The organism is Acinetobacter seifertii, from assembly GCF_016064815.1.
Classification (GTDB): domain Bacteria; phylum Pseudomonadota; class Gammaproteobacteria; order Pseudomonadales; family Moraxellaceae; genus Acinetobacter; species Acinetobacter seifertii.
In genome coordinates this window covers 33,418-55,992 of record NZ_CP065820.1, presented here as the reverse complement: position 1 = coordinate 55,992, position 22,575 = coordinate 33,418, and the positions used below count along the sequence as shown (strand labels likewise).

General features: G+C 41.5%; 21 protein-coding genes. 12 read left to right on the top strand and 9 right to left on the bottom strand.

The genetic code is table 11. The features are described from left to right. Positions 1-36 precede the first annotated feature (36 nt). Genes I8T81_RS00245 through ahr form a run of 4 tightly spaced genes read left to right on the top strand, consistent with a single transcriptional unit; the run spans position 37 to position 2,486 of the window. Positions 37-573, top strand: coding sequence for a M23 family metallopeptidase (locus I8T81_RS00245; RefSeq protein WP_198071873.1), 537 nt, complete (start codon positions 37-39; stop codon positions 571-573). 9 nt (positions 574-582) lie between these two features. Beyond that, positions 583-828 (top strand): hypothetical protein, encoded by a 246-nt coding sequence (locus tag I8T81_RS00240; RefSeq protein ID WP_001287364.1) that lies wholly within the window; start codon positions 583-585, stop codon positions 826-828. 30 nt (positions 829-858) lie between these two features. Then, on the top strand, positions 859-1,419 hold the full coding sequence (locus I8T81_RS00235) for a DNA-3-methyladenine glycosylase I (RefSeq protein ID WP_151749438.1): 561 nt from the start codon (positions 859-861) through the stop codon (positions 1,417-1,419). A gap of 38 nt (positions 1,420-1,457) precedes the next feature. Then, the gene (ahr, locus tag I8T81_RS00230; protein ID WP_068933345.1) at positions 1,458-2,486 is read left to right on the top strand and encodes an NADPH-dependent aldehyde reductase Ahr; all 1,029 of its coding nucleotides are present in this window, start codon (positions 1,458-1,460) and stop codon (positions 2,484-2,486) included. Positions 2,487-2,488: 2 nt separating this feature from the next. Here ahr and I8T81_RS00225 read toward each other — a convergent pair whose 3' ends face one another. After that, positions 2,489-3,913 (bottom strand): aminotransferase-like domain-containing protein, encoded by a 1,425-nt coding sequence (locus tag I8T81_RS00225; protein WP_198071872.1) that lies wholly within the window; start codon positions 3,911-3,913, stop codon positions 2,489-2,491. A 90-nt stretch (positions 3,914-4,003) separates the two neighbouring features. Here I8T81_RS00225 and I8T81_RS00215 point away from each other — a divergent pair, with 90 nt between their 5' ends. Further along, positions 4,004-4,378: a hypothetical protein gene (locus I8T81_RS00215; RefSeq protein ID WP_198071871.1), complete on the top strand. Its 375-nt coding sequence runs from the start codon at positions 4,004-4,006 to the stop codon at positions 4,376-4,378. On the opposite strand, the gene I8T81_RS00210 is transcribed toward I8T81_RS00215, so the two are convergent. After that, complete coding sequence (locus tag I8T81_RS00210) at positions 4,362-5,264, bottom strand: LysR family transcriptional regulator (protein ID WP_004704708.1); 903 nt, start codon at positions 5,262-5,264, stop codon at positions 4,362-4,364. The genes I8T81_RS00215 and I8T81_RS00210 overlap by 17 nt on opposite strands. Before the next feature lie 120 nt (positions 5,265-5,384). Here I8T81_RS00210 and dkgB point away from each other — a divergent pair, with 120 nt between their 5' ends. Beyond that, entirely contained in the window at positions 5,385-6,188 is an 804-nt protein-coding gene (dkgB, locus tag I8T81_RS00205) for a 2,5-didehydrogluconate reductase DkgB (protein ID WP_198071870.1), read from the top strand. 4 nt (positions 6,189-6,192) lie between these two features. Beyond that, the gene (locus tag I8T81_RS00200) at positions 6,193-7,383 is read left to right on the top strand and encodes an MFS transporter (protein WP_191107232.1); all 1,191 of its coding nucleotides are present in this window, start codon (positions 6,193-6,195) and stop codon (positions 7,381-7,383) included. Between the two features lie 41 nt (positions 7,384-7,424). On the opposite strand, the gene I8T81_RS00195 is transcribed toward I8T81_RS00200, so the two are convergent. Beyond that, positions 7,425-8,078, bottom strand: a complete 654-nt coding sequence (locus I8T81_RS00195; RefSeq protein ID WP_198071869.1) for an START domain-containing protein — start codon at positions 8,076-8,078, stop codon at positions 7,425-7,427. Between the two features lie 51 nt (positions 8,079-8,129). After that, complete coding sequence (gene dapB, locus I8T81_RS00190) at positions 8,130-8,951, bottom strand: 4-hydroxy-tetrahydrodipicolinate reductase (protein ID WP_198071868.1); 822 nt, start codon at positions 8,949-8,951, stop codon at positions 8,130-8,132. A 183-nt stretch (positions 8,952-9,134) separates the two neighbouring features. On the opposite strand from dapB, the gene I8T81_RS00185 reads away from it, so the two are divergent. Next, on the top strand, positions 9,135-9,500 hold the full coding sequence (locus I8T81_RS00185) for a hypothetical protein (RefSeq protein ID WP_198071867.1): 366 nt from the start codon (positions 9,135-9,137) through the stop codon (positions 9,498-9,500). 113 nt (positions 9,501-9,613) lie between these two features. Here I8T81_RS00185 and dnaJ read toward each other — a convergent pair whose 3' ends face one another. From dnaJ to I8T81_RS00165, 4 genes are all read right to left on the bottom strand, one after another. Continuing rightward, positions 9,614-10,726, bottom strand: a complete 1,113-nt coding sequence (gene dnaJ / locus I8T81_RS00180) for a molecular chaperone DnaJ (protein WP_198071866.1) — start codon at positions 10,724-10,726, stop codon at positions 9,614-9,616. A 104-nt stretch (positions 10,727-10,830) separates the two neighbouring features. Further along, the gene (locus I8T81_RS00175) at positions 10,831-11,208 is read right to left on the bottom strand and encodes a hypothetical protein (RefSeq protein ID WP_198071865.1); all 378 of its coding nucleotides are present in this window, start codon (positions 11,206-11,208) and stop codon (positions 10,831-10,833) included. A gap of 139 nt (positions 11,209-11,347) precedes the next feature. Next, positions 11,348-14,473 (bottom strand): efflux RND transporter permease subunit, encoded by a 3,126-nt coding sequence (locus I8T81_RS00170; protein WP_198071864.1) that lies wholly within the window; start codon positions 14,471-14,473, stop codon positions 11,348-11,350. Continuing rightward, positions 14,470-15,576, bottom strand: a complete 1,107-nt coding sequence (locus I8T81_RS00165; RefSeq protein WP_039253951.1) for an efflux RND transporter periplasmic adaptor subunit — start codon at positions 15,574-15,576, stop codon at positions 14,470-14,472. The genes I8T81_RS00170 and I8T81_RS00165 overlap by 4 nt, the downstream gene beginning before the upstream one ends. 149 nt (positions 15,577-15,725) lie before the next feature. Here I8T81_RS00165 and I8T81_RS00160 point away from each other — a divergent pair, with 149 nt between their 5' ends. The 4 genes from I8T81_RS00160 (at position 15,726) to I8T81_RS00145 (ending at position 21,769) form a co-directional block, all read left to right on the top strand. Then, positions 15,726-16,349 carry a TetR/AcrR family transcriptional regulator gene (locus tag I8T81_RS00160; RefSeq protein ID WP_198071863.1) on the top strand — a complete coding sequence of 208 codons (624 nt, stop codon included), beginning with the start codon at positions 15,726-15,728 and terminating at the stop codon, positions 16,347-16,349. A gap of 171 nt (positions 16,350-16,520) precedes the next feature. Continuing rightward, positions 16,521-19,205 carry a phosphoenolpyruvate carboxylase gene (gene ppc / locus I8T81_RS00155; RefSeq protein WP_198071862.1) on the top strand — a complete coding sequence of 895 codons (2,685 nt, stop codon included), beginning with the start codon at positions 16,521-16,523 and terminating at the stop codon, positions 19,203-19,205. Positions 19,206-19,503: 298 nt separating this feature from the next. After that, a complete protein-coding gene (locus I8T81_RS00150) occupies positions 19,504-20,799 on the top strand; it encodes a solute carrier family 23 protein (protein WP_077163779.1) in 1,296 nt (431 codons plus the stop codon). Positions 20,800-20,878: 79 nt separating this feature from the next. Continuing rightward, positions 20,879-21,769, top strand: a complete 891-nt coding sequence (locus I8T81_RS00145) for a LysR family transcriptional regulator (RefSeq protein ID WP_198071861.1) — start codon at positions 20,879-20,881, stop codon at positions 21,767-21,769. Between the two features lie 9 nt (positions 21,770-21,778). Here I8T81_RS00145 and I8T81_RS00140 read toward each other — a convergent pair whose 3' ends face one another. Further along, positions 21,779-22,510, bottom strand: a complete 732-nt coding sequence (locus I8T81_RS00140; protein WP_198071860.1) for a sulfite exporter TauE/SafE family protein — start codon at positions 22,508-22,510, stop codon at positions 21,779-21,781. Positions 22,511-22,575: the final 65 nt, after the last annotated feature.

Below are 22,575 nucleotides of genomic sequence, written 5' to 3'. Positions count from 1 at the left end.
AAATAATTTTGATATAACTATGACAGGGAGTATTTCGTGCGACGTTTTGTTTCTCATCTCTCACTTGGTTTTCTCATTATTCTATTGGCAGCTTGTGTCAGTGCACCTAAAAGACCTACACCACTTTCCCCCACTCAAGTCAGTAAGCTCAAAAGTATGCAGCTTCCAAATCGACTACCTGTACCTGTAAAAGGTGTCGATCGAGATGAACTAAAAGACACGTGGGGAGCAGCTCGTAGTCAAGGCCGTAGCCATGAAGGAATTGATATTTTGGCTCCACGTGGAACCAAAGTGTATAGCACAACCGAAGGACTCGTTGCTGATCTTCGTAACAATAACCTCGGCGGCAAAGTCATCTGGATTTTAGGTCCAGCAGGAACATGGCATTATTATGCTCATCTTGACGGTCATAAACGTGGCCTAAATGTAGGTGACTATGTCAAAAAGGGCGATTTAATTGGATATGTCGGCAACACGGGCAATGCACGTTATACTTCACCTCATCTCCACTATGGTCTTTATCTAGATGGTAAAGGACGTGGTGCCGTTAACCCTTATTCATATTTACGCTAGGAACATTTTATGTCGGAAGCGCTGATCAATCGCTTAGTAGAGTTTGCCGAGTCGGGCAACCAGCAAAAGATCATTTTAAATGGCAATAGCTATCAAGGCTGGATCATGGAAATCAGTGATGATGCCCTGCTAATCAGTACCGGTTTTTCAGATAAAGTAGGCAAAGACTTTTGGCTAAAGTTTGAAGACTTAACTCAAGCTGAACTGTATTATTGGGATACTCGCCCAAATGAATGGGTGTTATTTAAACTTTAAAATTCTAAGATAAATATAAGGAGCATTATCATGAAAACTCAACGTTGCGGATGGTGTTCCGACGATCCCCTTTATATTGCCTATCATGATGAAGAGTGGGGTAAGCCAGAACACGACGAAGCACGGTTATTTGAAATGCTTTGCCTCGAAGGTCAGCAAGCTGGCTTATCATGGATTACCGTACTAAAAAAAAGAGAAAGCTACCGTCAACACTTTTTTAATCATCCAATTGAAGATATTGCTTCATTTACTGATGACTTTTTAGAATTAAAATTATCCGATGCAGGCTTAATTCGTCACTTGGGTAAACTCAAAGCCATTCGTGATAATGCGATTGCTTGGCAAGCGCTCAAAGCACTAGTTGGTGATGTACCGACATGGCTTTGGCAGTTTGTAGATGCAGCTCCACAAAACAATGATGTTGCAGACTACCGTCAGGCTCCTGCACAGACTGAACTCAGTGTAAAACTTTCCAAGACTCTTAAAAAGAATGGTTTTAAATTTGTCGGTCCAACCACTTGCTATGCGTTTATGCAGGCTGTAGGTATGGTCGATGATCATGAAAACGATTGTCAATTTAAAGCTTCATAACCCACCAGAACGGTTCAAATCCGCTTAAGGAGTTTCCGATGAGCAACAATACGATTCAGGCCTATGCTGCAATGCAAGCAGGTGAAAAACTGGTTCCTTACCAATTTGACGCAGGTGAATTACAGCCGCATCAGGTTGAAGTAAAAGTTGAATACTGTGGTTTATGTCATTCTGATATTTCAGTTCTGAATAATGAATGGCGCTCGACTGTCTACCCTGTGGTTGCAGGTCATGAAATTATTGGAAGAATTGTAGCTTTAGGTTCAGAAGCCAAAGGTCTACAAATCGGGCAACGTGTCGGTATCGGCTGGACAGCTGAAAGTTGCCAATCGTGTGATGAATGTATTGGTGGTCAGCAAGTACTTTGTACGGGCAAAAATGTTGCAACAATCGTCGGGCATGCTGGTGGTTTTGCCGATAAAGTTCGTGCTGGCTGGCAATGGGCTATTCCCCTCCCTGAAGATTTAGACCCAGAAAGTGCAGGTCCTCTACTTTGTGGCGGAATTACCGTTTTTGATCCACTCCTCAAACACAAGATTCAGGCAACCCATCATGTGGGAGTGATTGGCATTGGCGGTTTAGGTCATATGGCGATTAAGCTCCTTAAAGCTTGGGGTTGTGAAATTACGGCATTTAGTTCTAACCCAGACAAAACAGAAGAGCTCAAAGCAATGGGAGCCGACCATGTCGTCAATAGCCGCGATACCAACGCAGTAAAAGCTCAAAAAGGTAAATTCGATTTATTGCTGAGTACCGTGAATGTGACTCTAAATTGGTCTGCTTTTATTGCAACACTGGCACCAAACGGAACCTTACATTTCTTAGGTCTTACGCTTGAGCCTGTTCCTGTTTCTGTTGGCTCTCTTATTGGTGGTGCTAAGTCAGTGACTGGTTCACCTACAGGCTCACCTGCTGCACTACGTCAGCTTTTAAAGTTTGCTGCACGCAAAAAAATTGCGCCTCAAATTGAACTGTTTCCAATGTCACAGCTCAATGAAGCAATTGAACATCTACACTCAGGTCAAGCACGTTACCGAATTGTACTTAAAGCAGACTTTGCAGAATAAAACTAACTCGCTGTTTTAATCTGTTGCCGTGACCAGTCCGCTAAGTGTTTAATCGCTTGGCGGACATCTACTGTTAACTCATGACCTGCATTTAAACGAATAAAATGTCTATAACGTTCATCTTCCCCAAAAACATGCCCGGGAACTACGGTAATTCCGTGAGATTTTGCAGTGTAATAGAGCGCCAAACTATCTACAGTTTTAGGTAACTGCATCCATAAGGCATAACCTCCTTCTGGTTGGCTCAATGCAATTGGAATACCTTCAAAAGCATTTAAAATACAACTACGATACTCCTCGACTTGCCGCATCAAATTCGGTCTTAACTGCTCTAAGTGCTCCCTGTAAGCACGACTATAAATAAAATCAGCTAGGCCTAATTGTAGCGGTGTATTAACCCCAATATTACTGGCTACCAGCTCAAGCCTTAAATGCTGTAGCTTCGCGCTTAAACAGAACCACCCTACGCGATATGCACTCGACAATGACTTAGAAACCGATCCACACCAAATTACATAGCCTTCACGGTCCCAATAGCGAATAGGTAATGGTCGCTCACCACTGTAACCACACTCTCCATAAATATCGTCTTCAATAATAAAACACTGATACTTTGCTGCTAATTCGGCAATCTTTTGTTTTTCTGCATTACTTAAACAGTATCCCAATGGGTTCTGATAGTTGGCTGTCATTAAGCAAACTTTAGCTAAACCCTGCTTCATAAATGATTCTAAGCGCTCAAGATCGATACCACGATGATGCGCTGGAATCTCAATAATCTGTCGTTTTAAACTGGCTATAAGCTGTAGTTGTCCATTAAAAGTAGGCGTCGGAATTAAAATACTATCGTCTACTTCTGTTAGATGTTGAATCACCAAAGATAAAGCAGGCATGCAGCCATTGGTAATAAAAATATCTTCTGCCGCGATAAAAATCCCATCTTCACGCCAATGATCAGATAGTGCTTTTCTTAACTGCTCATGACCCTGTTTATTACAATAAAGAAAATCTTGGGGCTGACAATTTTTTAAAGCGCGTTGAATAGAGCGGCGTAAACCCTCAACAGGAATAAAATGAGGTGTCAATTGGATCGAACCCAGTGGTACAAGATGACTTTGTAAGGCAGCCTCCTGAATTTGATTATGTAACTCCAGATTGGAGACTTGTCGCGGCAAAGATAAGAAATCTGGACTATCTGGAATAGGACTAGATTGGGTACGAGCAACCACAAAATAACCTGACTTCGGCTTTACATAAATAAGCCCCCTCGCCTCAAGTAACTCATAACAACTTTTTGCTGTACTTAAACTAATGCTGTGCTGACGGGCAAAATCTCGTAAGGAAATAAGCTTCTGATGCGGTTTCAGCTCATCTTGGTAAATACGATGTGCTAATTGATTGGCAAGAACCTGATATTGAAAAGTCATTCTGTGCTGCTTTTTTAAAAATTTCTGTATCTGTACTGCTTTATAGAACACCTTTAGGCTATAGAAATCAACTCAAAGAGTAGTAAGATAATGAAATTAAAAGCTATATTATTGTTTACCATTGTTTTGACAGGTTGCCAGTCACAACCCAAAACTGAACAGCATAGACATACGGTTTGCCAGAGTTTAATTGAAGGTTATTTAAAAATGACCAACCAACAAGACTACAAACTAGAGCAGCGCACTGATGATAAAGCCAATACAATTTCTCATTATCAATACAAACGTAATAACTCAAACGAAGTTGTCATGGTAAATTCGGTTTATTCAAACTTATATTTTAGTTGTCGAGAACAGCAACAAAGCTATTTTCTGTCTCAACATTCATCACAAGGACAAACGACTCCTATTTTAGAAGTTCATTTTCCAAGTGATGCTTATGGTAGGTTTAGAGACAGGTTTTAAAACCATCTTTTAATTGATCTGCCAAAAACTCAATGAATAAACGGATCCGTTTTGGTAGATGCTCTTGTTGATAATAGACAGCATGGATGCTTTGATATTGATGTTCTATTTGATCTTCAAATAACGCGGTCAATCGTCCCTCTTGAATATCTTTCCAAATTTCAAATTCAGATAGCCGTGCAATACCATGTCCTCTAACTGTAAGCTGACGCACAGTCTCACCACTTGAAGCTTTAATGTGTGCTTGTGCGAAAAAATATTCATCTCCGACTTTAATCGGCCAGTTATTAATATAATCAGGTCTGGTAAAACCAATCAAATCATGATGCTCAAGTTGTTCAGGTTGAGTCGGTGTACCTTTGATCGCCAAATATTCTGGACTTGCCACAATATATAAACGGCTCTTGCACACTAACTTGGCATGAAGACTCGAATCATTGAGTTCCCCAAATCGAAATGCCACATCGGTCTTATGTTGTAATAGATCAATCACCTGATCATTACTATTTATTTCGATTTCAATGTCGGGATAGCACTTACGAAACTTATGCATTAATGGTGCAATCACGTGCAAAACAAACGGCGTTGCAGAATCAATACGAATCAGTCCCGCGGTACCCTGATCAGACTTTTGCAAATCTTCTTCGGCAGCATTCAGCTCATTTAAAATTTTACGAGCCTTGATAAGAAACTGCTGCCCTTCTTGTGTGAGTTTTAACTTACGTGTTGTTCGCTCTAATAAAGTCACGCCTAACTTTGCTTCTAAACGTGTAAGAGAACGACTCATTCCTGAAGGCGTTTGTTTTAAGTGTTCTGCTGCGGCTACAAAGGAACCTGTATCAACAATTGTGATAAAGGCAACCAGTTCTTCAATTGTTGATTTCATGACTTATTCTATTATTGACTAATCATCAAAGATATTTTGCTTATTCATCTATTTTTTCGCAACAATAATCCAAGCAAAATGCACCTCAAGTTAAACAATTATTTAAATTTAGGTGAACACATGAATATCCCACGTTTTGGTTTAGGAACTTATCGCCTTAAAGAACAAGCGGTGATTGATTCTGTTAAAACAGCTTTAGAAGTAGGTTACCGTGTAATTGATACAGCTCAAATCTATGAAAATGAAGCTGCGATTGGACAAACCATTGCTGAAAGTGGTGTAGCGCGTCAGGACTTATTTCTAACCACAAAAATCTGGGTAGATAATTTTGCGCAAGATAAGTTTATTCCGAGCTTAAAAGAGAGCTTACAAAAACTTCGTACTGACTATGTCGATCTTACTTTGATTCACTGGCCAGCACCGGACTTGGGCGTTTCTATTCCTGAAATTATGCAGCTTTTACTTGAAGTGAAACAACTAGGTCTTACCAAACAAATTGGTATTTCAAACTTCAATATTGAGCTTACTCAACAAGCCATTGACACAATTGGTGTAGAGCATATTGCGACAAATCAGATTGAGCTAAGTCCTTATCTTCAAAACCATAAACTTGTAAATTTCTTACAAGACAAGAATATTGATGTCACTTCATATATGACTCTTGCGTACGGCAAAGTGCTTCAAGACCCCGTTCTAGCTGAAATTGCAGCAGCGCATAAAGCAACAACAGCACAAATTGCATTGGCATGGGCATTGCAACGAGGTTTTGCAGTCATTCCATCTTCGACTAAACGTGAAAACCTGATTAGCAATTTAAAAGCACAGGATATCGAGTTAACTTCAGCTGAAATGCAAATGATTGCTGAGCTCGACCGCAACAGTCGTGAAGTTAGCCCAGAGCCATGGGCACCAGTTTGGGACTAAACTCATGAACACTCAATCAAATACGGCGTTCTCGTTACTGGCATTGGCAATTGGTGCCTTTGCCATTGGCACCACGGAATTTTCTCCAATGGGATTACTTCCGAATATCGCTCATGATTTAGGTATTTCCATTCCAACAGCTGGAATGTTAATTACGGGTTATGCACTTGGCGTGATGTTAGGTGCTCCATTCATGACTCTATGGTTTGGTGGTTTTGCTAGACGTAATGCTCTGATTTTTCTGATGGCGATCTTTACGGTCGGGAACCTGCTTGCAGCATTTGCCCCAAGCTATATGAGTTTATTAGGTGCACGTCTCATTACTAGCCTTAACCACGGCGCCTTCTTTGGGATTGGTTCTGTTGTAGCAGCGAGTATTGTACCCGCGCACAAACAAGCCAGTGCTGTCGCCACCATGTTTATGGGTTTAACCATTGCTAATATTGGTGGTGTACCGTTGGCAACATGGGTTGGACAAAACATTGGCTGGCGTATGTCTTTCCTTGCAATCTCTTTGCTTGGTGTGATTACCATGCTCGCTTTATGGAAGGCACTGCCACAAGGTATGGTTGCCCAAAAACCAAATGTGAAAGCGGAGTTAAAAGTATTAACACGTACTCCTGTAGTACTGGCTCTACTCACCACAGTGCTTAGTGCGGGTGCAATGTTTACGCTATATACCTATATTGCGCCAAGTTTGACTGAGTTTACCCATGCTTCACCAACCTTCATTACGTTCATGTTGGTATTAATTGGTGTCGGTTTCTCAATTGGTAACCATTTAGGTGGTCGTTTTGCAGACTTGTCCATCAACAAAACTCTAATCGGTTTTTTCATTTTGTTGATTGTCATGATGGTGTCTTTCCCAGTGCTTGCACAAAGTCAAGCTGGAGCAGCCATTGCCTTAGTAATCTGGGGTGCGGCAACCTTTGCTTTAGTACCACCATTACAAATGCGTGTAATGTCAGTTGCTCATGAAGCACCAGGACTTGCCTCCTCGGTAAATATCGGTGCGTTTAATCTAGGTAACGCAGTCGGTGCGGCAGCAGGTGCGGTAGTGCTCGATTTAGGTTTGAGTTATAACGCAGTATCATTTGCTGGTGCATTACTGGCTGGGTTAGGTTTGTTGTTAGTTTTATTTCAAATCAAACGCGAAAGCAGCTCTGCACAAAGTTTGCAGCAATGTTCAGACTAATAAAAAAAGCGCCTCATCTTAGGCGCTTTTTTTATCGCTTATTATTTTAAAATATCGGGCAATTTAGGTTGCTCATAAATCGGGTTCATTACTTCCCGCTTCATTTTAAGCAGCATCTGATATGGTTGCTGCTGAACAAACATATTTACAAAGCTTAAAGGAATTGAACCTGCTGGGTCAGCATAACCACTCGTGGTTACTTTAACTTTGTTATTCGCTAGTTTCTGGAATGTCCATTCACCTTCATAACGAGTTAAACGAACTACATCGGGCTGAATCGGATAATTACTATTAATCGCTGTGTTCTTAATCGTAATAGTGCCATTAGCGGCTTTACTCATTTTCCCTTTCACGACCACATCGCGGTCTTTTAGCGGAAAAGGAAAATCCAACACCATATATAATGTAAATTCGCCCTTCTTCTCATCCTGAGAAAGCATTTCAACTTTACCCATATAAGGCACCCACTGCGCTGCGCGATTTACATCTAAAATCACCGCCACCGCACGCTCAATGGGTACATCAAATGTTGTTTCAGCTTTGTATTGAAAGACTGGGTTATCAGCCTTTTGATAGGTCCACACTTTAATATGATTACGATCAAGGCTGAGTTTCGCCTTGTCTGTAGAGGCAGCCCCTGCACAGAGGCTGCTTAAGCAAAGAAGAGTGGTCAAAGCAATTTGTTTTTTATTCATGTTCTGCTCTATCTTGTTTTTCTCGCCACATGTAGGACGTGTACAGATGATTTACGCCTGTACGTCGTTCAACCCTAAAACATCTTTCATGTCGTATTTACGCGCCTCGCGACCTACGACCCATGCAGCAGCTCGTACTGCACCAGCAGCAAAGTTCATACGATTAGTGGCTTTGTGAGTGACTTCAACGCGCTCACCCTCACCAATAAACATAACAGTGTGTTCACCTACAATATCGCCACCACGGATAGTTTCAAAACCAATCGTTTGACGATCACGTGGCCCGGTATGCCCTTCACGACCATAAACAGCAACTTCTTTTAAGTTACGGCCTAAAGTATCAGCAATCGCTTCACCCATCATGAGTGCAGTACCTGACGGCGCATCTACTTTATGACGGTGGTGAGCCTCAATCACTTCAATATCTACTGTATCGCCAAATACTTTTGCTGCAAGCTCAAGTAACTTGATTGATACATTTACACCAACAGAGTAGTTTGCAGCATATACAACAGGTATATGTTTTGCCGTTTCATCAAGCTCAGCTTTTTGTTCATCGGACATTCCCGTTGTTCCAATGACTATCGCTACCCCAGCTTCACGACACAGCTTTAGATGCTCAGATGTTGCAGCAGGAGTCGAAAAGTCAATTACAACGTCACAATCTTTAAGAACCTCTACCAAGCTTCCGGTAAGCTTCACTCCAATTGAACCAATTCCTGCAAGTTCACCAGCATCAGCACCGATTAAAGTACTTTCTGGGCGTACAACAGCGGCTCCCAATTGATAACCTGCTTGTTGAACTGCCTGAATAAGTATCCGACCCATACGGCCGCTTGCACCCAAAATACCAATGCGTGGAGCTGCTGACATAATCCTTCCCAATTTTGTGTTTTACATAATTGGCTTACTATATCAAAACTCTTTGCTCACAATAAAAAGTAAAAAATATTTTTTAAGATGAACTGAAATTTAATCAGTTTTCACAAAAGTTAAAGAATTGATCTGCACACTACCGAGCCACGAATGAAAAAAGATGACTATAAGGAGTTCAGCATGCATTCGAAAATTATGGGCTTAATAGCCGTTATGGGGATGACGAGTTCAATGGCATTTGCAGAGCCTGCAATCCAACCAGGGGACACATTAGAAAGCTTATCTAAAGCACGTATTACAACAAACGTAAATACTCAGGCAGCAACACCTACACCTCAAACAAACGTAGCAAGCAATACCACTGCTGAAGTTAAAGTTGAAGATATCGACCCAATCATTGAAGAAAAAACCGCCGATGTAGAAACAGTAAAAGTAGCTGTAAAACCAGTGACTCAAGCTGCTGTCGAAGCTGTAGTAGCTCCAGTTGCATCAAACGAACTTATTGTAAGTGTTGACGATATTGATGTCGCACACCCTACAGAGTAATCGGTAGTCATTTTCTTTTAAGCAGAATAAAAATAATAAGATGAATCAGCGCAATAAAAAGGCGGATATTTTTGAATATCCGCCTTCTTTTTAATTTACGATCTAATCAAGCATTAATCGAATAAACGATCAAAGAATGATTTTTTCTTTGGTGAAGAAGCACTGTCTTCGCCATCGAAAGATGCTTGTAATTCTTTGAGTAATTCACGTTGACGAGACGTTAAGTTGACTGGTGTTTCTATGACGATACGGCAAAGCAAATCACCCACCATGCTGCTACGTACAGGACGAACACCCTTACCACGTAAACGGAATAATTTACCTGTTTGAGTTCCCTCAGGAATTTTCAAGCTAACGCGACCTTCTAAAGTCGGGATTTCAATTTCTTTACCAAGTGCAGCATCAGCAATGCTTACTGGTACGTCCATATATAAATCGGCGCCATCACGTTGGAAAATTTCGTGTTCACGAACAACCACTTCAACGTATAAGTCACCCGCTTGACCATCACGGATAGCCTCGCCTTTACCACTTAAACGAACGCGGTCGCCATTATCTACACCGGCAGGAATAGTAACTTCTAATGTTTGCTGGCGATCAGCTACGCCTGAACCATGACATGCATGGCATGGGTTTTTAATAATTTTGCCTTGGCCACGACACGTGCCACAAGTTTGTTGTACAGAGAAGAAACCTTGCTGCATACGTACTTGTCCTGAACCATGACAAGTTTTACAGGTTTCTACATCTTTTGGATTTTGAGAGCCTTTACCATCACACACATCACATGGTGCTGGAGCCGTAAAGGTAATTGTTTTTTTAACCCCTTTTACAGCTTCCTCAAGGGTAAGTTCCATGACATAGCGTAAGTCTGAACCGCGACGTTGGCGTTGCTGACGTCCGCCGCCACCAAACGCTCCACCAAAGATATCACCGAACTGGCTGAAAATATCTTCTGCACTGAAACCACCAAAGCCACCACCAGCGCCACCAAAGCCGCCTTCAAATGCATTATGTCCCATACGGTCATACATGCTGCGCTTTTCACTGTCCGATAAAATTTCATAAGCTTCAGCAGCTTCTTTAAATTTTTCTTCAGCCTCGGCATTGTCAGGGTTTCTGTCAGGATGATATTTCATCGCCAATTTACGATAGGCTTTTTTGATCTCATCATCACTTGCGGTTTTTGAAACGCCTAAAACCTCATAATAATCACGTTTAGCCATGTTTGGCGGTGCTCCTCACGGAAATTTTATCAATACTCTATTGCCGACTAAATGGGGGGCTTTAGCCGAATTTACAAGGGGAAAATGTTTAAAAAATAGATATATTAAAAAACTGCCTTATTTTTTAAATATTTAGACAAGCCTTTTAACCATGCATTTAATAAAAATAACCAAGCAATAGCGCTAAAAATAACACCAGCAACTGTTGATGCCGTTACCCAAAGATTGCTGTTCCATGCAAAAAAGAAGAGAGGAATAAACCAAACAACAGCAAAAACTGACATGAAGAGGAATAGAATACCATTGCGCATAATCCAGAGCGCATGGGCATGAATCCAAACTTCAGCATTATCCACAACAGCTACTTTACGAGCAACCAGATAAGCAAAGGCCGCAAAAATAACCGTAAACAATGCAAGAAACATGAACGCATAAGAAATTACAATATAACGGCGATGCTGTTCGATATGGTCTTGCCCCATCTGTATTTCACCTCAATTCACTGCACTATGCCTATTTTTTATGCAGCGAAGTAATCCTGTATTTTTTGTGTAAAGACAGGTGCTACTATATTGGAGTTTTCAATATTTCGCACCTTTATTCACAAAAAAATTATGTATTTTATGCGGTTTTTTTCACCTTAAACCACGCAGCATACAATGCAGGTAGGAAAAATAATGTCAGCATGGTCGCTACAATCAATCCGCCCATAATTGCAACGGCCATTGGACCGAAGAAAATACTCCGCGAAAGTGGAATCATTGCTAACACAGCTGCCAAAGCTGTCAGAATAATTGGACGGAAACGGCGTACTGTTGCATCAATAATCGCTTCCCATGTTGGATGCCCTGCTTGCCTATCTTGTTCAATCTGATCAATCAGAATGAGCGAGTTGCGCATAATCATGCCAGACAAGGCAATGGTTCCCAGCATGGCTACGAAACCAAATGGCTTATTAAATAAAAGCAAGAACAGAACTACCCCAATTAAGCCTAATGGTGCAGTCAAGAACACAATCGTTGCTCGAGACAGACTCTTAAGCTGAATCATGAGTAATGTCATAACAACCGCTAAAAATAATGGCATACCAGCATTAACTGAACTTTGCCCACGTGCCGACTCTTCGACAGTTCCACCCACTTCAATGAGATAACCACTTGGTAACTCAGCGCGTAACTTGTCCATTGATTCGGCTAACTCACCAACAACAGTCGCTGGCTGCAATTTGGTACGAATATCTGCACGCACGGTAATCGTTGGTAAGCGGTTACGATGCCAAATCAGACCATCTTCAAACTTATATTCAATTTTAGCAATCTGGGCTAAAGGTACTGTCGTTCCATTGGCTGTTGGTACCGCTAAACTTGCCACTGAAGCTACTTCAACACGCTCAGCTTGATCTCCACGTAAACGAATTTCAATGAGTTCACGCTTTTCACGATACTGTTCAATTGCACTACCTGTAATTGAAGCATTTAGGAAGTTCGCCAAATCCACACTGGACACACCCATTTGTCGAGCACGGTCTTGATCAATTTGAATTGCAATGATCTTGCTCGGCTCGCCCCAGTCCAAATGCACATTGGTGGTATTTGGGTTCTCACTAATGACCTTAGCAACCTGCTGTGCCTCTTTACGTACCAAATTTAAATCTTCACCTGACACGCGATACTGCAATGGATACCCCACAGGCGGGCCATTTTCCAGTAATGACACACGAGTACGAACTTGTGGAAGCAGCTGTTTAATTTGGGTTTCTAGCGAGCGACGAATTTCATCACGGTCATCAAGTGAAGTGGCTAAAACCACAAACTGTGCAAAGCTGGCCTGTGGTAATTGCTGGTCTAACGGTAAATAAAAACGCGGTGAACCTGTACCGACATAGGCCACATAGTTATCAATACCTTTTTGTTTAGATAGGAACTGTTCAACCTTTTTCACCGCTTGTTCAGTAGCAGTTAACGAAGCCCCTTCTTCAAGTTTTAAATCGACTAAAATCTCGGTACGGTTTGAAGGAGGGAAAAATTGCTGAGGAACCATTTTAAACATCAGCACAGAGAGCGCGAATATCCCGACTGTCGTCGCAATTACAGTTTTACGATAGGTCACACAAAACTCGACCATTTTCCTAAAACGTAAATAGAAACTAGACTGATAAGGATCGTAATGATGGTCCTGTGAGATCTCGATAGTTTGTGGTTGTGGTTTTTTCGTTAATCTTGCCCATAAACGAACATACCAAGGTGCTTGATGACCCGTCTTGGTAAAATCAGGCAGTAGTTTTTCACCCAAATAAGGTACAAATAAAACTGCGGCAACCCAAGATACCAATAAGGCAATGGTCACTACCTGAAATATCGAACGCGTATATTCACCCGTACTAGACTGTGCCGTAGCAATAGGTAAAAAGCCCGCTGCCGTAATCAGTGTACCTGTCAGCATTGGAAAAGCCGTTGTTTTCCACGCAAATCCGGCGGCCTTAATTCGGCTATAACCCTGCTCCATCTTAATTGCCATCATCTCGACTGCAATAATCGCGTCATCGACCAACAGGCCTAAAGCTAAAATCAGAGCACCCAGAGAAATCTTATGTAGTCCGACATCGAATATATTCATGCCGGCAAAAGTCATTGCTAAAACCAAAGGAATGGAAAAAGCGACGACTAAACCTGTACGGAAACCTAAAGAGAAAAAGCTCACTAACAAAACAATAATGACTGCTTCAGCAAGTACTTTCACAAACTCATGAATACTGCGTTGCACAGCTACTGGTTGATCAGACACCTTCTGTAATTTCATACCTAAAGGTAGAGTCTTTTGCAGTTGGGCAAATTCAGTTTCCAGGTTTTTACCCAAGGCAATAATGTCACCGCCCTTACGCATCGATACAGCAAGGCCAATACCGTTCTCGCCCATGAAACGCATACGTGGCTGAGCTGGTTGACTAAAACCGCGGTAGACATCAGCGACATCACCAAGTTGAATGGTTTTGTTGCCTACCAGTAACGGCGTTTTCTTAATTTCATCAACGCTCTGTAAATGTCCACTTACACGAATTTGAATACGATCCGTACCGGTTTCAAAGAAGCCAGCGCTTGCCATACTATTTTGCTTTTGTAAGGCTTCTTGAATTGCAGAGAGAGGAATACCGAGCTGAACTGCTTTAGTGTTTGAAATCTCAATCCAGATTTTTTGGTCTTGTAAGCCAACCAATTCGACTTTGCTAACATCCTTGACGCGTTGCAGCTGTAATTGCAAACGATCGGCATATTCTTTCAAAAGTGCATAGTCAAAGTCCTTGCCTGTCAGTACATAAATATTACCGAAAGTATCACCGAACTCATCATTGAAAAAAGGGCCTTGTACACCGCTTGGGAGTTCAGTGCGAATGTCATTGACCTTTTTACGAACGTTGTACCAAACATCAGGAATCTGTGCCGACTTCAATGAATCCTTGGCAAAGAAAGTAACCATAGACTCACCTGGGCGGGAGTAGGCCATAATCTTTTCATACTGCCCTGTCGTCATCAGCTCCTTTTCAATGCGGTCAGTTACCAACGTTGAAACTTCTTTGGCAGTCGCTCCAGGCCAGTAGGTTTTGACGACCATCACTTTAAAGGTAAAAGGCGGATCTTCACTTTGTGATAGTTTTGAATAAGAGATTGCACCGATAATGCCAAGCAACAGCATGAAATAAAGGACAATGCCTTTATTATTCAGTGCCCATTCCGAGAGATTGAATTTCATGGCTTCGTTGCCCCCTGAATTTTCACCGCACGGTTTTCACGGTCAATCGGATGAATCTTCTGCTTATCGCGTAGCAAATGAACCCCACCAATCACAACCCAATCATTTGGTGTTAAACCAGTTAACACGGGCACACTATCTCTGCCATATGCCCCAACTGTTACAGGTACTTTACGTAAAGTTTGGTTGGCATTGACTACCCATACATAAGCTTGATTATCTGTAGCTGAAACACTCGAAAGTGGAACACTCATGACATTAGTTTGAGTCGAGCTAAAAAATACGCGAGCACTTTGTCCAAGCTGAATAGCAGATTGGCCTTCTTTGAGAGCAACTTTCACTGTAAAGGTACGAGACTGATCAGCCGCAGGAGAAACTTCGCGTACATACCCGGCAAATTTTTCATTCGGTTTAGACCACAAAGTAATCCAAGCTGCTTGACCAACTTTAATCTCGGCAACTGCTTGTTCAGGTACACCAATGACCACTTCACGCTCACCATCAATCGCCAATTGATAAGCTGCTTGACCTGCTGAAACGACTTGTCCAATCTCAATATTACGCGCTGTAATCACCCCGTTTTTATTAGAAATGAGTTGGTTGTAACCAGTTTGGTTTGCAGAAACTTCATAGTTAGAGCGGGCTTGTTGTAACGCTGCTTGAGCCGCGTCGTACTGATTTTTGACCGTATCAAATTGTGAACGGCTTACTGCATTAACAGGTAATAATTGTTGAAAACGTTTAAGTTCATCTGATGCTGTTTTCGCTGCTGCCTGTGCATTTTGTAATTGAGCTTTGGCAGCATTTAATTGTAGCTGAGCATCTGCTACATCGAGCTTTGCTAATACTTGTCCAACTTTAACTCGGTCGCCGACATCGACATAGCGAGCCGTAACTTGTCCACCCACTCGAAATGCCAAGGCAGTTTGTTGTCGAGCCTGTACATCTCCTGCATAGCTTTTTAATTCGTTTAGTGTGGTCGAAGGCTGCGTCACCATCACATAGGGTATTTCTTCTGTTTTGGGAGCCTCTTTACTACACCCCATTAATGTGACCGTGCAAACAATCACCATACTCATGATGAGAGGTTTTAACAGATTCATATCTTATCGCTCTTATTCAAACTGGTTTTTTAAGGCACAATATGCTTGCATCATAGTTTGTTTGTTTTTTAATTAATATACCCATGGGTACATTAATTAAAGAAAAACTTATAAATATCTATTTTTTTAAACTTTTATTAGAGGGTTTTGTGCAAACAGTTAATCAAAGTGGTCGTCCTAAAGATCTGGAAAAGCGTGCTCGTATCTTACAAGCCGCTAAAGCTATTTTTTTAAAATCTGGTTATCACGGTACCAGCATGAACCAGATTGCACAGGAAGCCGGAGTTACTAAACTCACGGTTTATAACCACTTTCAAGACAAAGCAAACCTGTTTATCTGCGCGATTACAGAAACTTGCGAAGAGACTCTAGGCACTAAACCATTTGAATTAGATACATCGGCAGATTTTTATCAAACACTGTATATGGTGTGTTCGCGTGCCTTGCAGATTATTTATTCACCTGAAGCATTAAAGCTTGAACATGTGTTATTTGAACTCGCAGCAGAACAGAGCCCTTTAGCTGAACAATTTTTCACGGCATCCCATACCCGACTTCAAAATCTGTTAGCCGCGTTCTTCCAAAAAGCAGCTGAGCTAGGTTTTATTCAGGCCGATGATCCCGTTTATCAAACAGAGCTTCTTTTAACTTTGTTGCTTGGTGTACGTCACCATAAAGTTCTACTTAGGATTATTGCTGTACCGAATGCGCAAGAGTTAGACCAGATTATTCAAGATGCGATTCATTTATTCCTGCTTAAATATCGGAATTAAACCAAAGTCCGATTGCCAAAAGTTGCACTGAGTGCATGTCATCTTTTAAGTCGCTATAAGCGAATTAAATGTTATTTTTTAAGCAAAAATTCACATTTTCTTACGCTCAAAGCTTGGAATGTTTGTTAATCGCGCTATATTCGATAAGAATAAGAACAGGAGAAAAATAGCATGGTTCAGCAAATCGATGCGCCACTGCGTGAGGATGTCCGCTTACTTGGCAATTTGTTAGGTGAAACCCTAAAACAACATGCAGGACAGGAACTGTTTAATCAGATCGAGCAAATCCGTGCGCTTGCCAAAGGTGCACGTGATGGTCAAGCTGAAGCCGAAAAGCAATTAGAACAATTATTTTTAGAACTGCCCGATGAAGAGCTATTACCTCTCACCCGCGCTTTTTCTCACTTCCTCAATTTTGCCAATATTGCCGAGCAATACCATGTCGTGCGTAGCCGCAGACAGGCAGAATTTGATTCGGAGACTAATTCTCCAAATCCACTTGTTCACTTATTTCAAAAATTCAAAGATAAAAGTATTTCGACAGAAAAACTATTTCAGCAAATTTGTGATTTAAATATTGAACTGGTACTTACGGCGCATCCAACCGAAGTCAGCCGTCGTACCCTCATTCAAAAATATGACGATATCAACGCTTGTCTTTCACAGCTTGATCAGCAAAAGCTTACTCCACGTGAACGTCAAAACGCACTTGCGAACTTAAAACAGCAAATTAGTTCGGCTTGGCAGACAGATGAAATTCGTCAGCACCGCCCGACTCCTGTCGATGAGGCAAAATGGGGCTTTGCAACCATTGAGCAAACACTTTGGAATGCTGTACCTAAATTCATTCGTGAATTAAATGAATTAGTTCAAGACAATTGCCAACAAAACTTACCACTCAATATTGCGCCAGTGCGCTTTGCTTCTTGGATGGGTGGAGACCGTGATGGTAACCCGAACGTTACTCATCAAATCACTCAAGAAGTGCTGTGGTTATCACGCTGGCAAGCTGCTGACCTTTACCTGAGAGATATTGAAAATTTACGTTGGGAACTTTCAATTCAGACGTGTTCCGAAGAAATGATTCAAGCGATTGGTAGCCAACATGCAGAACCTTATCGTGAGTATTTACGTGCTACACGTGAACGCTTAAAAGCAACTCGTCACTGGTTAGCGCAGCGTCTACAAGGTTTAGAAGCAGATGACAGTAATGTCATTAAAAGCAAAGATGAGCTGTTACAACCTTTATTGCTGTGCTATCGCTCTTTAATTGACAGTAACCTTCCTGAAATTGCGAATGGTCAACTTCTCGACTTTATCTACCGCGTGAACTGTTTTGGTATTGAATTACTTAAACTTGATATTCGCCAAGAATCAGGTCGTCATCGCCAAGCCATTTCAGCCATTACTGAGTATTTAGGTTTAGGCAATTTTGAGTCATGGACTGAGCAAGCGCGCCAAAACTTCCTGATTCAGGAATTACAAAGCAAACGCCCGCTTTTACCGAAATATATTAATGAACCTGAAGGGAGTTTAATTGGCCACCCAGATGTCCAAGAAGTATTTGCAACCATGCGTACTTTGGCAGACCAACCTCCTGAATCATTAGGGGCTTATATTATTTCGATGGCTGAATATCCAAGTGATGTTTTAGCTGTATTGTTATTGCAAAAAGAAGCAGGTATTCAGCACCCTTTACGTGTGGTGCCTCTGTTTGAAACTCTAAAAGATTTAGATGGCGCTGCAACTACCATGAATACGCTGTTCAATATGCACTGGTATAAGCAGCACATTCAGGGCAAACACGAAGTCATGATCGGTTACTCCGACTCAGCAAAAGATGCTGGCTTCATGTCTGCCAACTGGGCGCAATATCGTGCTCAAGAAGAACTGACTGCAATTGCTCGTACACACGGCGTACAGTTGACTCTATTTCACGGTCGTGGCGGCTCAATTAGCCGTGGTGGTGCCCCAACCCAACAGGCACTGTTCTCACAGCCACCAGGTTCAATCTCTGGCGCAATTCGTGTAACAGAACAAGGTGAAATGATCCGCTTCAAATTCGGTCTAGAAGGTATTGCAATGCAAAACCTTGAAATCTATACCGCAGCAACACTTGAAGCGACATTGTTGCCACCACCAGAGCCTAAAACAGAATGGCGTGAACTTATGAACCGCATGACAGATCATTCTGTGAAGGTTTATCGTCAAACAGTTCGTGAAAATCCACATTTTGTGAAGTATTTACGTACTGTCACGCCTGAGCTTGAATTACAAATGTTGCCTCTAGGCTCGCGTCCAGCAAAACGTAAAGTGAGTGGCGGCATCGAGTCTTTACGAGCCATCCCATGGGTATTTGCATGGACTCAAATTCGTTTGATGTTGCCTGCATGGTTAGGTACTGGCGCAGCAATTAATGAAGTGATTGCCGACCAGCAAAAAGCAACGCTTGATGAAATGCTTCAGCAATGGCCTTATTTCCAAACGCTCATTGATATGTTGGAAATGGTATTGTCTAAAGCCGATGCCAACATTGCACTCTACTACGAATCTCATTTAACCCAAGATGAAGATTTAAAAGTACTCGGCAACCAGTTACGCCAACGACTAAAAGATGCTGTACAAACTTTATTAACTCTAAAAGATGAGTCAAAACTTCTTAGCAATAATGATGTTCTTGATCAATCTATGCAGGTTCGTAAACCATACTTACTTCCTTTGCATCTTCTACAGGCTGAACTCATGAAACGCCGCCGCGATTACCTAGCGGAGCGTCAGGCAGAGAATACCCCTGTTGACCATGCACTGATGGTCAGTATTGCGGGTATTGCTGCTGGTTTACGCAATACGGGTTAAGCTTTTTTACCAATCGTTTGACAAAGCAGCACATCACCGATGTGCTGCCTTTTACTTGCAAAGTTCCTCATTTTTCATAAATTTTCCCCGATTTTTTTATTTTTTTAAAAAATTTTATAAAATCATAAAATTAAGCTTTATTATAAAAAAATAACTAATTCCTTATATTTAGAATTATTAAGATTATACCAATCGTTAAAAAATAATTACTTTTCTCCCATATACTTCTCTCTAGAGATTAAATGCTTTCCCAAGAAAGGGTATGATTGCACCAATTAAAGAATAATGAGCTTATTTTATGTCCAACTGGTTTCCAAAATGGCAGCCTTACCAAGGTGATGTTGACCATCGACCGGTCTCTACCAATGAATATCTCCCACCAGTTCAAAGTGCCGTTTTAGGTATCCAACATGCATTTGCCATGTTTGGAGCTACTGTTTTAGCGCCGCTACTCATGGGTTTTAATCCTAACCTTGCTATTTTAATGTCCGGTATCTGTACCATCCTGTTTTTCTTAATTACAGGTGGTCGTGTTCCAAGTTACTTAGGATCAAGTTTTGCCTTTATTGGTGTGGTTGCAGCAGCGACTGGGCACATTACAGGTTCGGGCGCCAATCCAAATCTGTCTATGGCTTTAGGTGGAATCGTAGCGTGCGGTATCTTTTACGCACTCATCGGTTTTATTGTCATGCTTACGGGTACGCGCTGGATTGAAAAACTCATGCCGCCTGTAGTGACTGGCGCAATTGTGATGATTATTGGTTTAAACCTTGCACCTGTTACCATTAAAGGTGTTGCAGGCCAACCATTTGAAATGTGGATGGCATTAATTACTGTACTTTGTATGGGCAGTATTGCAGTCTTTACACGTGGCCTACTACAACGTCTACTTCTATTAATTGGTTTAATCTTGGCTTATGCAATTTATGCCATCACGACCAATGGTTTGGGTTTAGGTAAACCAATCGATTTTAGCCAGATCTCACAGGCTGCATGGTTCGGTATTCCAAGCTTTTCACATCCTACTTTTGATACTAAAGCTATGCTAATTATTGCGCCAGTTGCACTTATTTTAGTAGCAGAGAACTTAGGCCATATTAAAGCTGTTGGTGCAATGACTGGCGAAAACCTAACACCGCAATTAGGCAAAGCATTTGTTGCAGATGGTTTGGCTACAACGCTTTCTGGTAGTGTCGGCGCGCCGGGGATGACCACTTATGGTGAAAACATTGGTGTGATGGCAGTCACTCGTGTGTACTCAACCATTGTTTTTGTGATTGCGGGTGTCTTCGCCATTTTCTTAGGTCTATCTCCAAAATTTGGCGCGGTAATTAGTACCATTCCAAGCGCAGTTTTAACAGGTGCATCTATTGTCGTATTTGGTCTAATTACCATTGCCGGTGCAAAAATTTGGATCGAAAACAAAGTTGATTTTTCTAATAATAAAAATCTGATTGTTGCTTCTGTGACGATTATTTTAGGTGCTGGTAACTTTGAATTATTGTTCGGTAATTTCAATTTAGGTGGTATTGGTACCGCAACATTTGCCGCCATTATTCTAAATTGGTTGTTTAGTTTAAAAGATAAAACTTAAATTCAAAAAGGCAGCGTAAGCTGCCTTTTTTCATTCCGATTTAGTATGATGATTTTTTGCGCTTCAATACGTTCCTATCATGCGTTTTGATTTTTTTGATTTACAGCTGGTTCTTCATATTGTCTCTACAGGTAGCCTCACCAAAGGTGCTGACCGCTCTGCTATTTCTCTTCAAGCAGCGAGTGAGCGTATAAAAAAACTCGAACAGTATTTTGAAACACCTTTATTTATTCGCCAAACTACAGGCGTAGAGCTCACCACAGCGGGACATGCTTTTGTAGAACATGCTCGTCAGCTTTTAGCTCAAAAAGATCAACTCGAACAAGAAATGCAGCGCTTTAAGTCTTCTACAATAGAGCCATTAACGCTTTGGTGTAACTCTTCAGCTCAAAGCGAATATTTGCCTCCTTTATTACCACAATATTTAGTGCTTCATCCTGAAATGAATATCGATTTGCACGAAGCAGAAAGCTCAGAAATTGTAGATGCATTAACCCAAGGAATTGCGAGCCTTGGCTTGGTCTCAAGCTTTTTCGATACCCGACATTTGCAAACTAAGGAATTTGCGAGTGATCCTCTCGTTTTGATTTGTCCTGCTACGCATGAGTTAGCTCAATATCAACAGTTGAATTTAGTAGAGGCTTTAAGCTATGGTTTTATTGGCCTTAAATCCCATCACTCTTTGCAACAGTCCATTGAAACTCAAGCTAAATTATTAGGCTTTAATATACAGTATCGTTTGCGCTTACCTAACTTTAGCGCAATTGCTGAAGTCGTTGCCAAAGGCGTTGGAATTGCAATTATGCCTGCCCGTGCGGCACAGCGCTTGCAATCGGACTATGATTTCCACTCCATCCAATTACTCGGCGCATGGGCAAACCGAAAACTACTTTTGGCAACACAAAATTTCAGCCAACTGCCTAGCAGTTATAAGCAATTTGCAGATTTTCTATTAGAGCATCGCCCTTAGAAATTTGGCTCAGTGCAAAATCATATAAAGCCCTAACGACACCAACCCTATAAAAAAGATACGGCGAAATAACTGCTCATTTAATCGATAACGGATTTTTTTACCGATCCACATTCCAACTAACGCAGCCAACAGCGCAGCTAAAGATAAACGATAGTCCAGTGTTACTCCCGACATCGGGTTATGGTGTAAAAAGACTGCAAGACAAATGGTAGAAACCGTAAACGTTAATCCCAAAGCCTGAACCAGCTCGTCACGTTTTAAATGTAAAGACTGTAAGTAAGGCACGATAGGAATAATAATGACGCCTGTGGCTACGGTGACTGCCCCACCAATATATCCAATAATCGGCGATAACCAGCGCTCATATTTCCCTAAGTTTGGAAGCTTTTTGACACACAATCCATAAAGGCCATATAAGGCCAACATACTTCCTAATAAAATCTCACTACTATGCCCATGACTTTGGCTCAAAGTGGGCAGAAAGCTCCATATTGAGCCCACCACAATGCCTACAAGCAAAGTCCAGAAACGGCGAATAAAAGACCAGACATGCCCCTCAGCGAAAAGCTGCCAAACATTGGTGACCATTGAAGGAACAATCAAAAGAGATGCAGCCTGAAAAGGGCTCATTGCGATGGTGAGTAAACCCATTGATACTGCGGGCAAACCTAGACCAATCATGCCTTTGATCATGCCAGCAAAGGCAAACACCATCATAATAATTGCTAAAAAAGTCACTGTTTATCTCCGATTCCCTACATGGTTATGCTACGGAAAAAACAGGTTTTGCCCTATTCTTGTTT

Bases quoted from the DNA above. Each gene is read 5' to 3' on its own strand.
- I8T81_RS00240 (WP_001287364.1), top strand. From the start codon at position 583: ATGTCGGAAGCGCTGATCAATCGCTTAGTAGAGTTTGCCGAGTCGGGC.
- I8T81_RS00235 (WP_151749438.1), top strand. From the start codon at position 859: ATGAAAACTCAACGTTGCGGATGGTGTTCCGACGATCCCCTTTATATT.
- ahr (WP_068933345.1), top strand. From the start codon at position 1,458: ATGAGCAACAATACGATTCAGGCCTATGCTGCAATGCAAGCAGGTGAA.
- I8T81_RS00225 (WP_198071872.1), bottom strand. From the start codon at position 3,913: ATGACTTTTCAATATCAGGTTCTTGCCAATCAATTAGCACATCGTATT.
- I8T81_RS00215 (WP_198071871.1), top strand. From the start codon at position 4,004: ATGAAATTAAAAGCTATATTATTGTTTACCATTGTTTTGACAGGTTGC.
- I8T81_RS00210 (WP_004704708.1), bottom strand. From the start codon at position 5,264: ATGAAATCAACAATTGAAGAACTGGTTGCCTTTATCACAATTGTTGAT.
- dkgB (WP_198071870.1), top strand. From the start codon at position 5,385: ATGAATATCCCACGTTTTGGTTTAGGAACTTATCGCCTTAAAGAACAA.
- I8T81_RS00200 (WP_191107232.1), top strand. From the start codon at position 6,193: ATGAACACTCAATCAAATACGGCGTTCTCGTTACTGGCATTGGCAATT.
- I8T81_RS00195 (WP_198071869.1), bottom strand. From the start codon at position 8,078: ATGAATAAAAAACAAATTGCTTTGACCACTCTTCTTTGCTTAAGCAGC.
- dapB (WP_198071868.1), bottom strand. From the start codon at position 8,951: ATGTCAGCAGCTCCACGCATTGGTATTTTGGGTGCAAGCGGCCGTATG.
- I8T81_RS00185 (WP_198071867.1), top strand. From the start codon at position 9,135: ATGCATTCGAAAATTATGGGCTTAATAGCCGTTATGGGGATGACGAGT.
- dnaJ (WP_198071866.1), bottom strand. From the start codon at position 10,726: ATGGCTAAACGTGATTATTATGAGGTTTTAGGCGTTTCAAAAACCGCA.
- I8T81_RS00175 (WP_198071865.1), bottom strand. From the start codon at position 11,208: ATGGGGCAAGACCATATCGAACAGCATCGCCGTTATATTGTAATTTCT.
- I8T81_RS00170 (WP_198071864.1), bottom strand. From the start codon at position 14,473: ATGAAATTCAATCTCTCGGAATGGGCACTGAATAATAAAGGCATTGTC.
- I8T81_RS00165 (WP_039253951.1), bottom strand. From the start codon at position 15,576: ATGAATCTGTTAAAACCTCTCATCATGAGTATGGTGATTGTTTGCACG.
- ppc (WP_198071862.1), top strand. From the start codon at position 16,521: ATGGTTCAGCAAATCGATGCGCCACTGCGTGAGGATGTCCGCTTACTT.
- I8T81_RS00150 (WP_077163779.1), top strand. From the start codon at position 19,504: ATGTCCAACTGGTTTCCAAAATGGCAGCCTTACCAAGGTGATGTTGAC.
- I8T81_RS00145 (WP_198071861.1), top strand. From the start codon at position 20,879: ATGCGTTTTGATTTTTTTGATTTACAGCTGGTTCTTCATATTGTCTCT.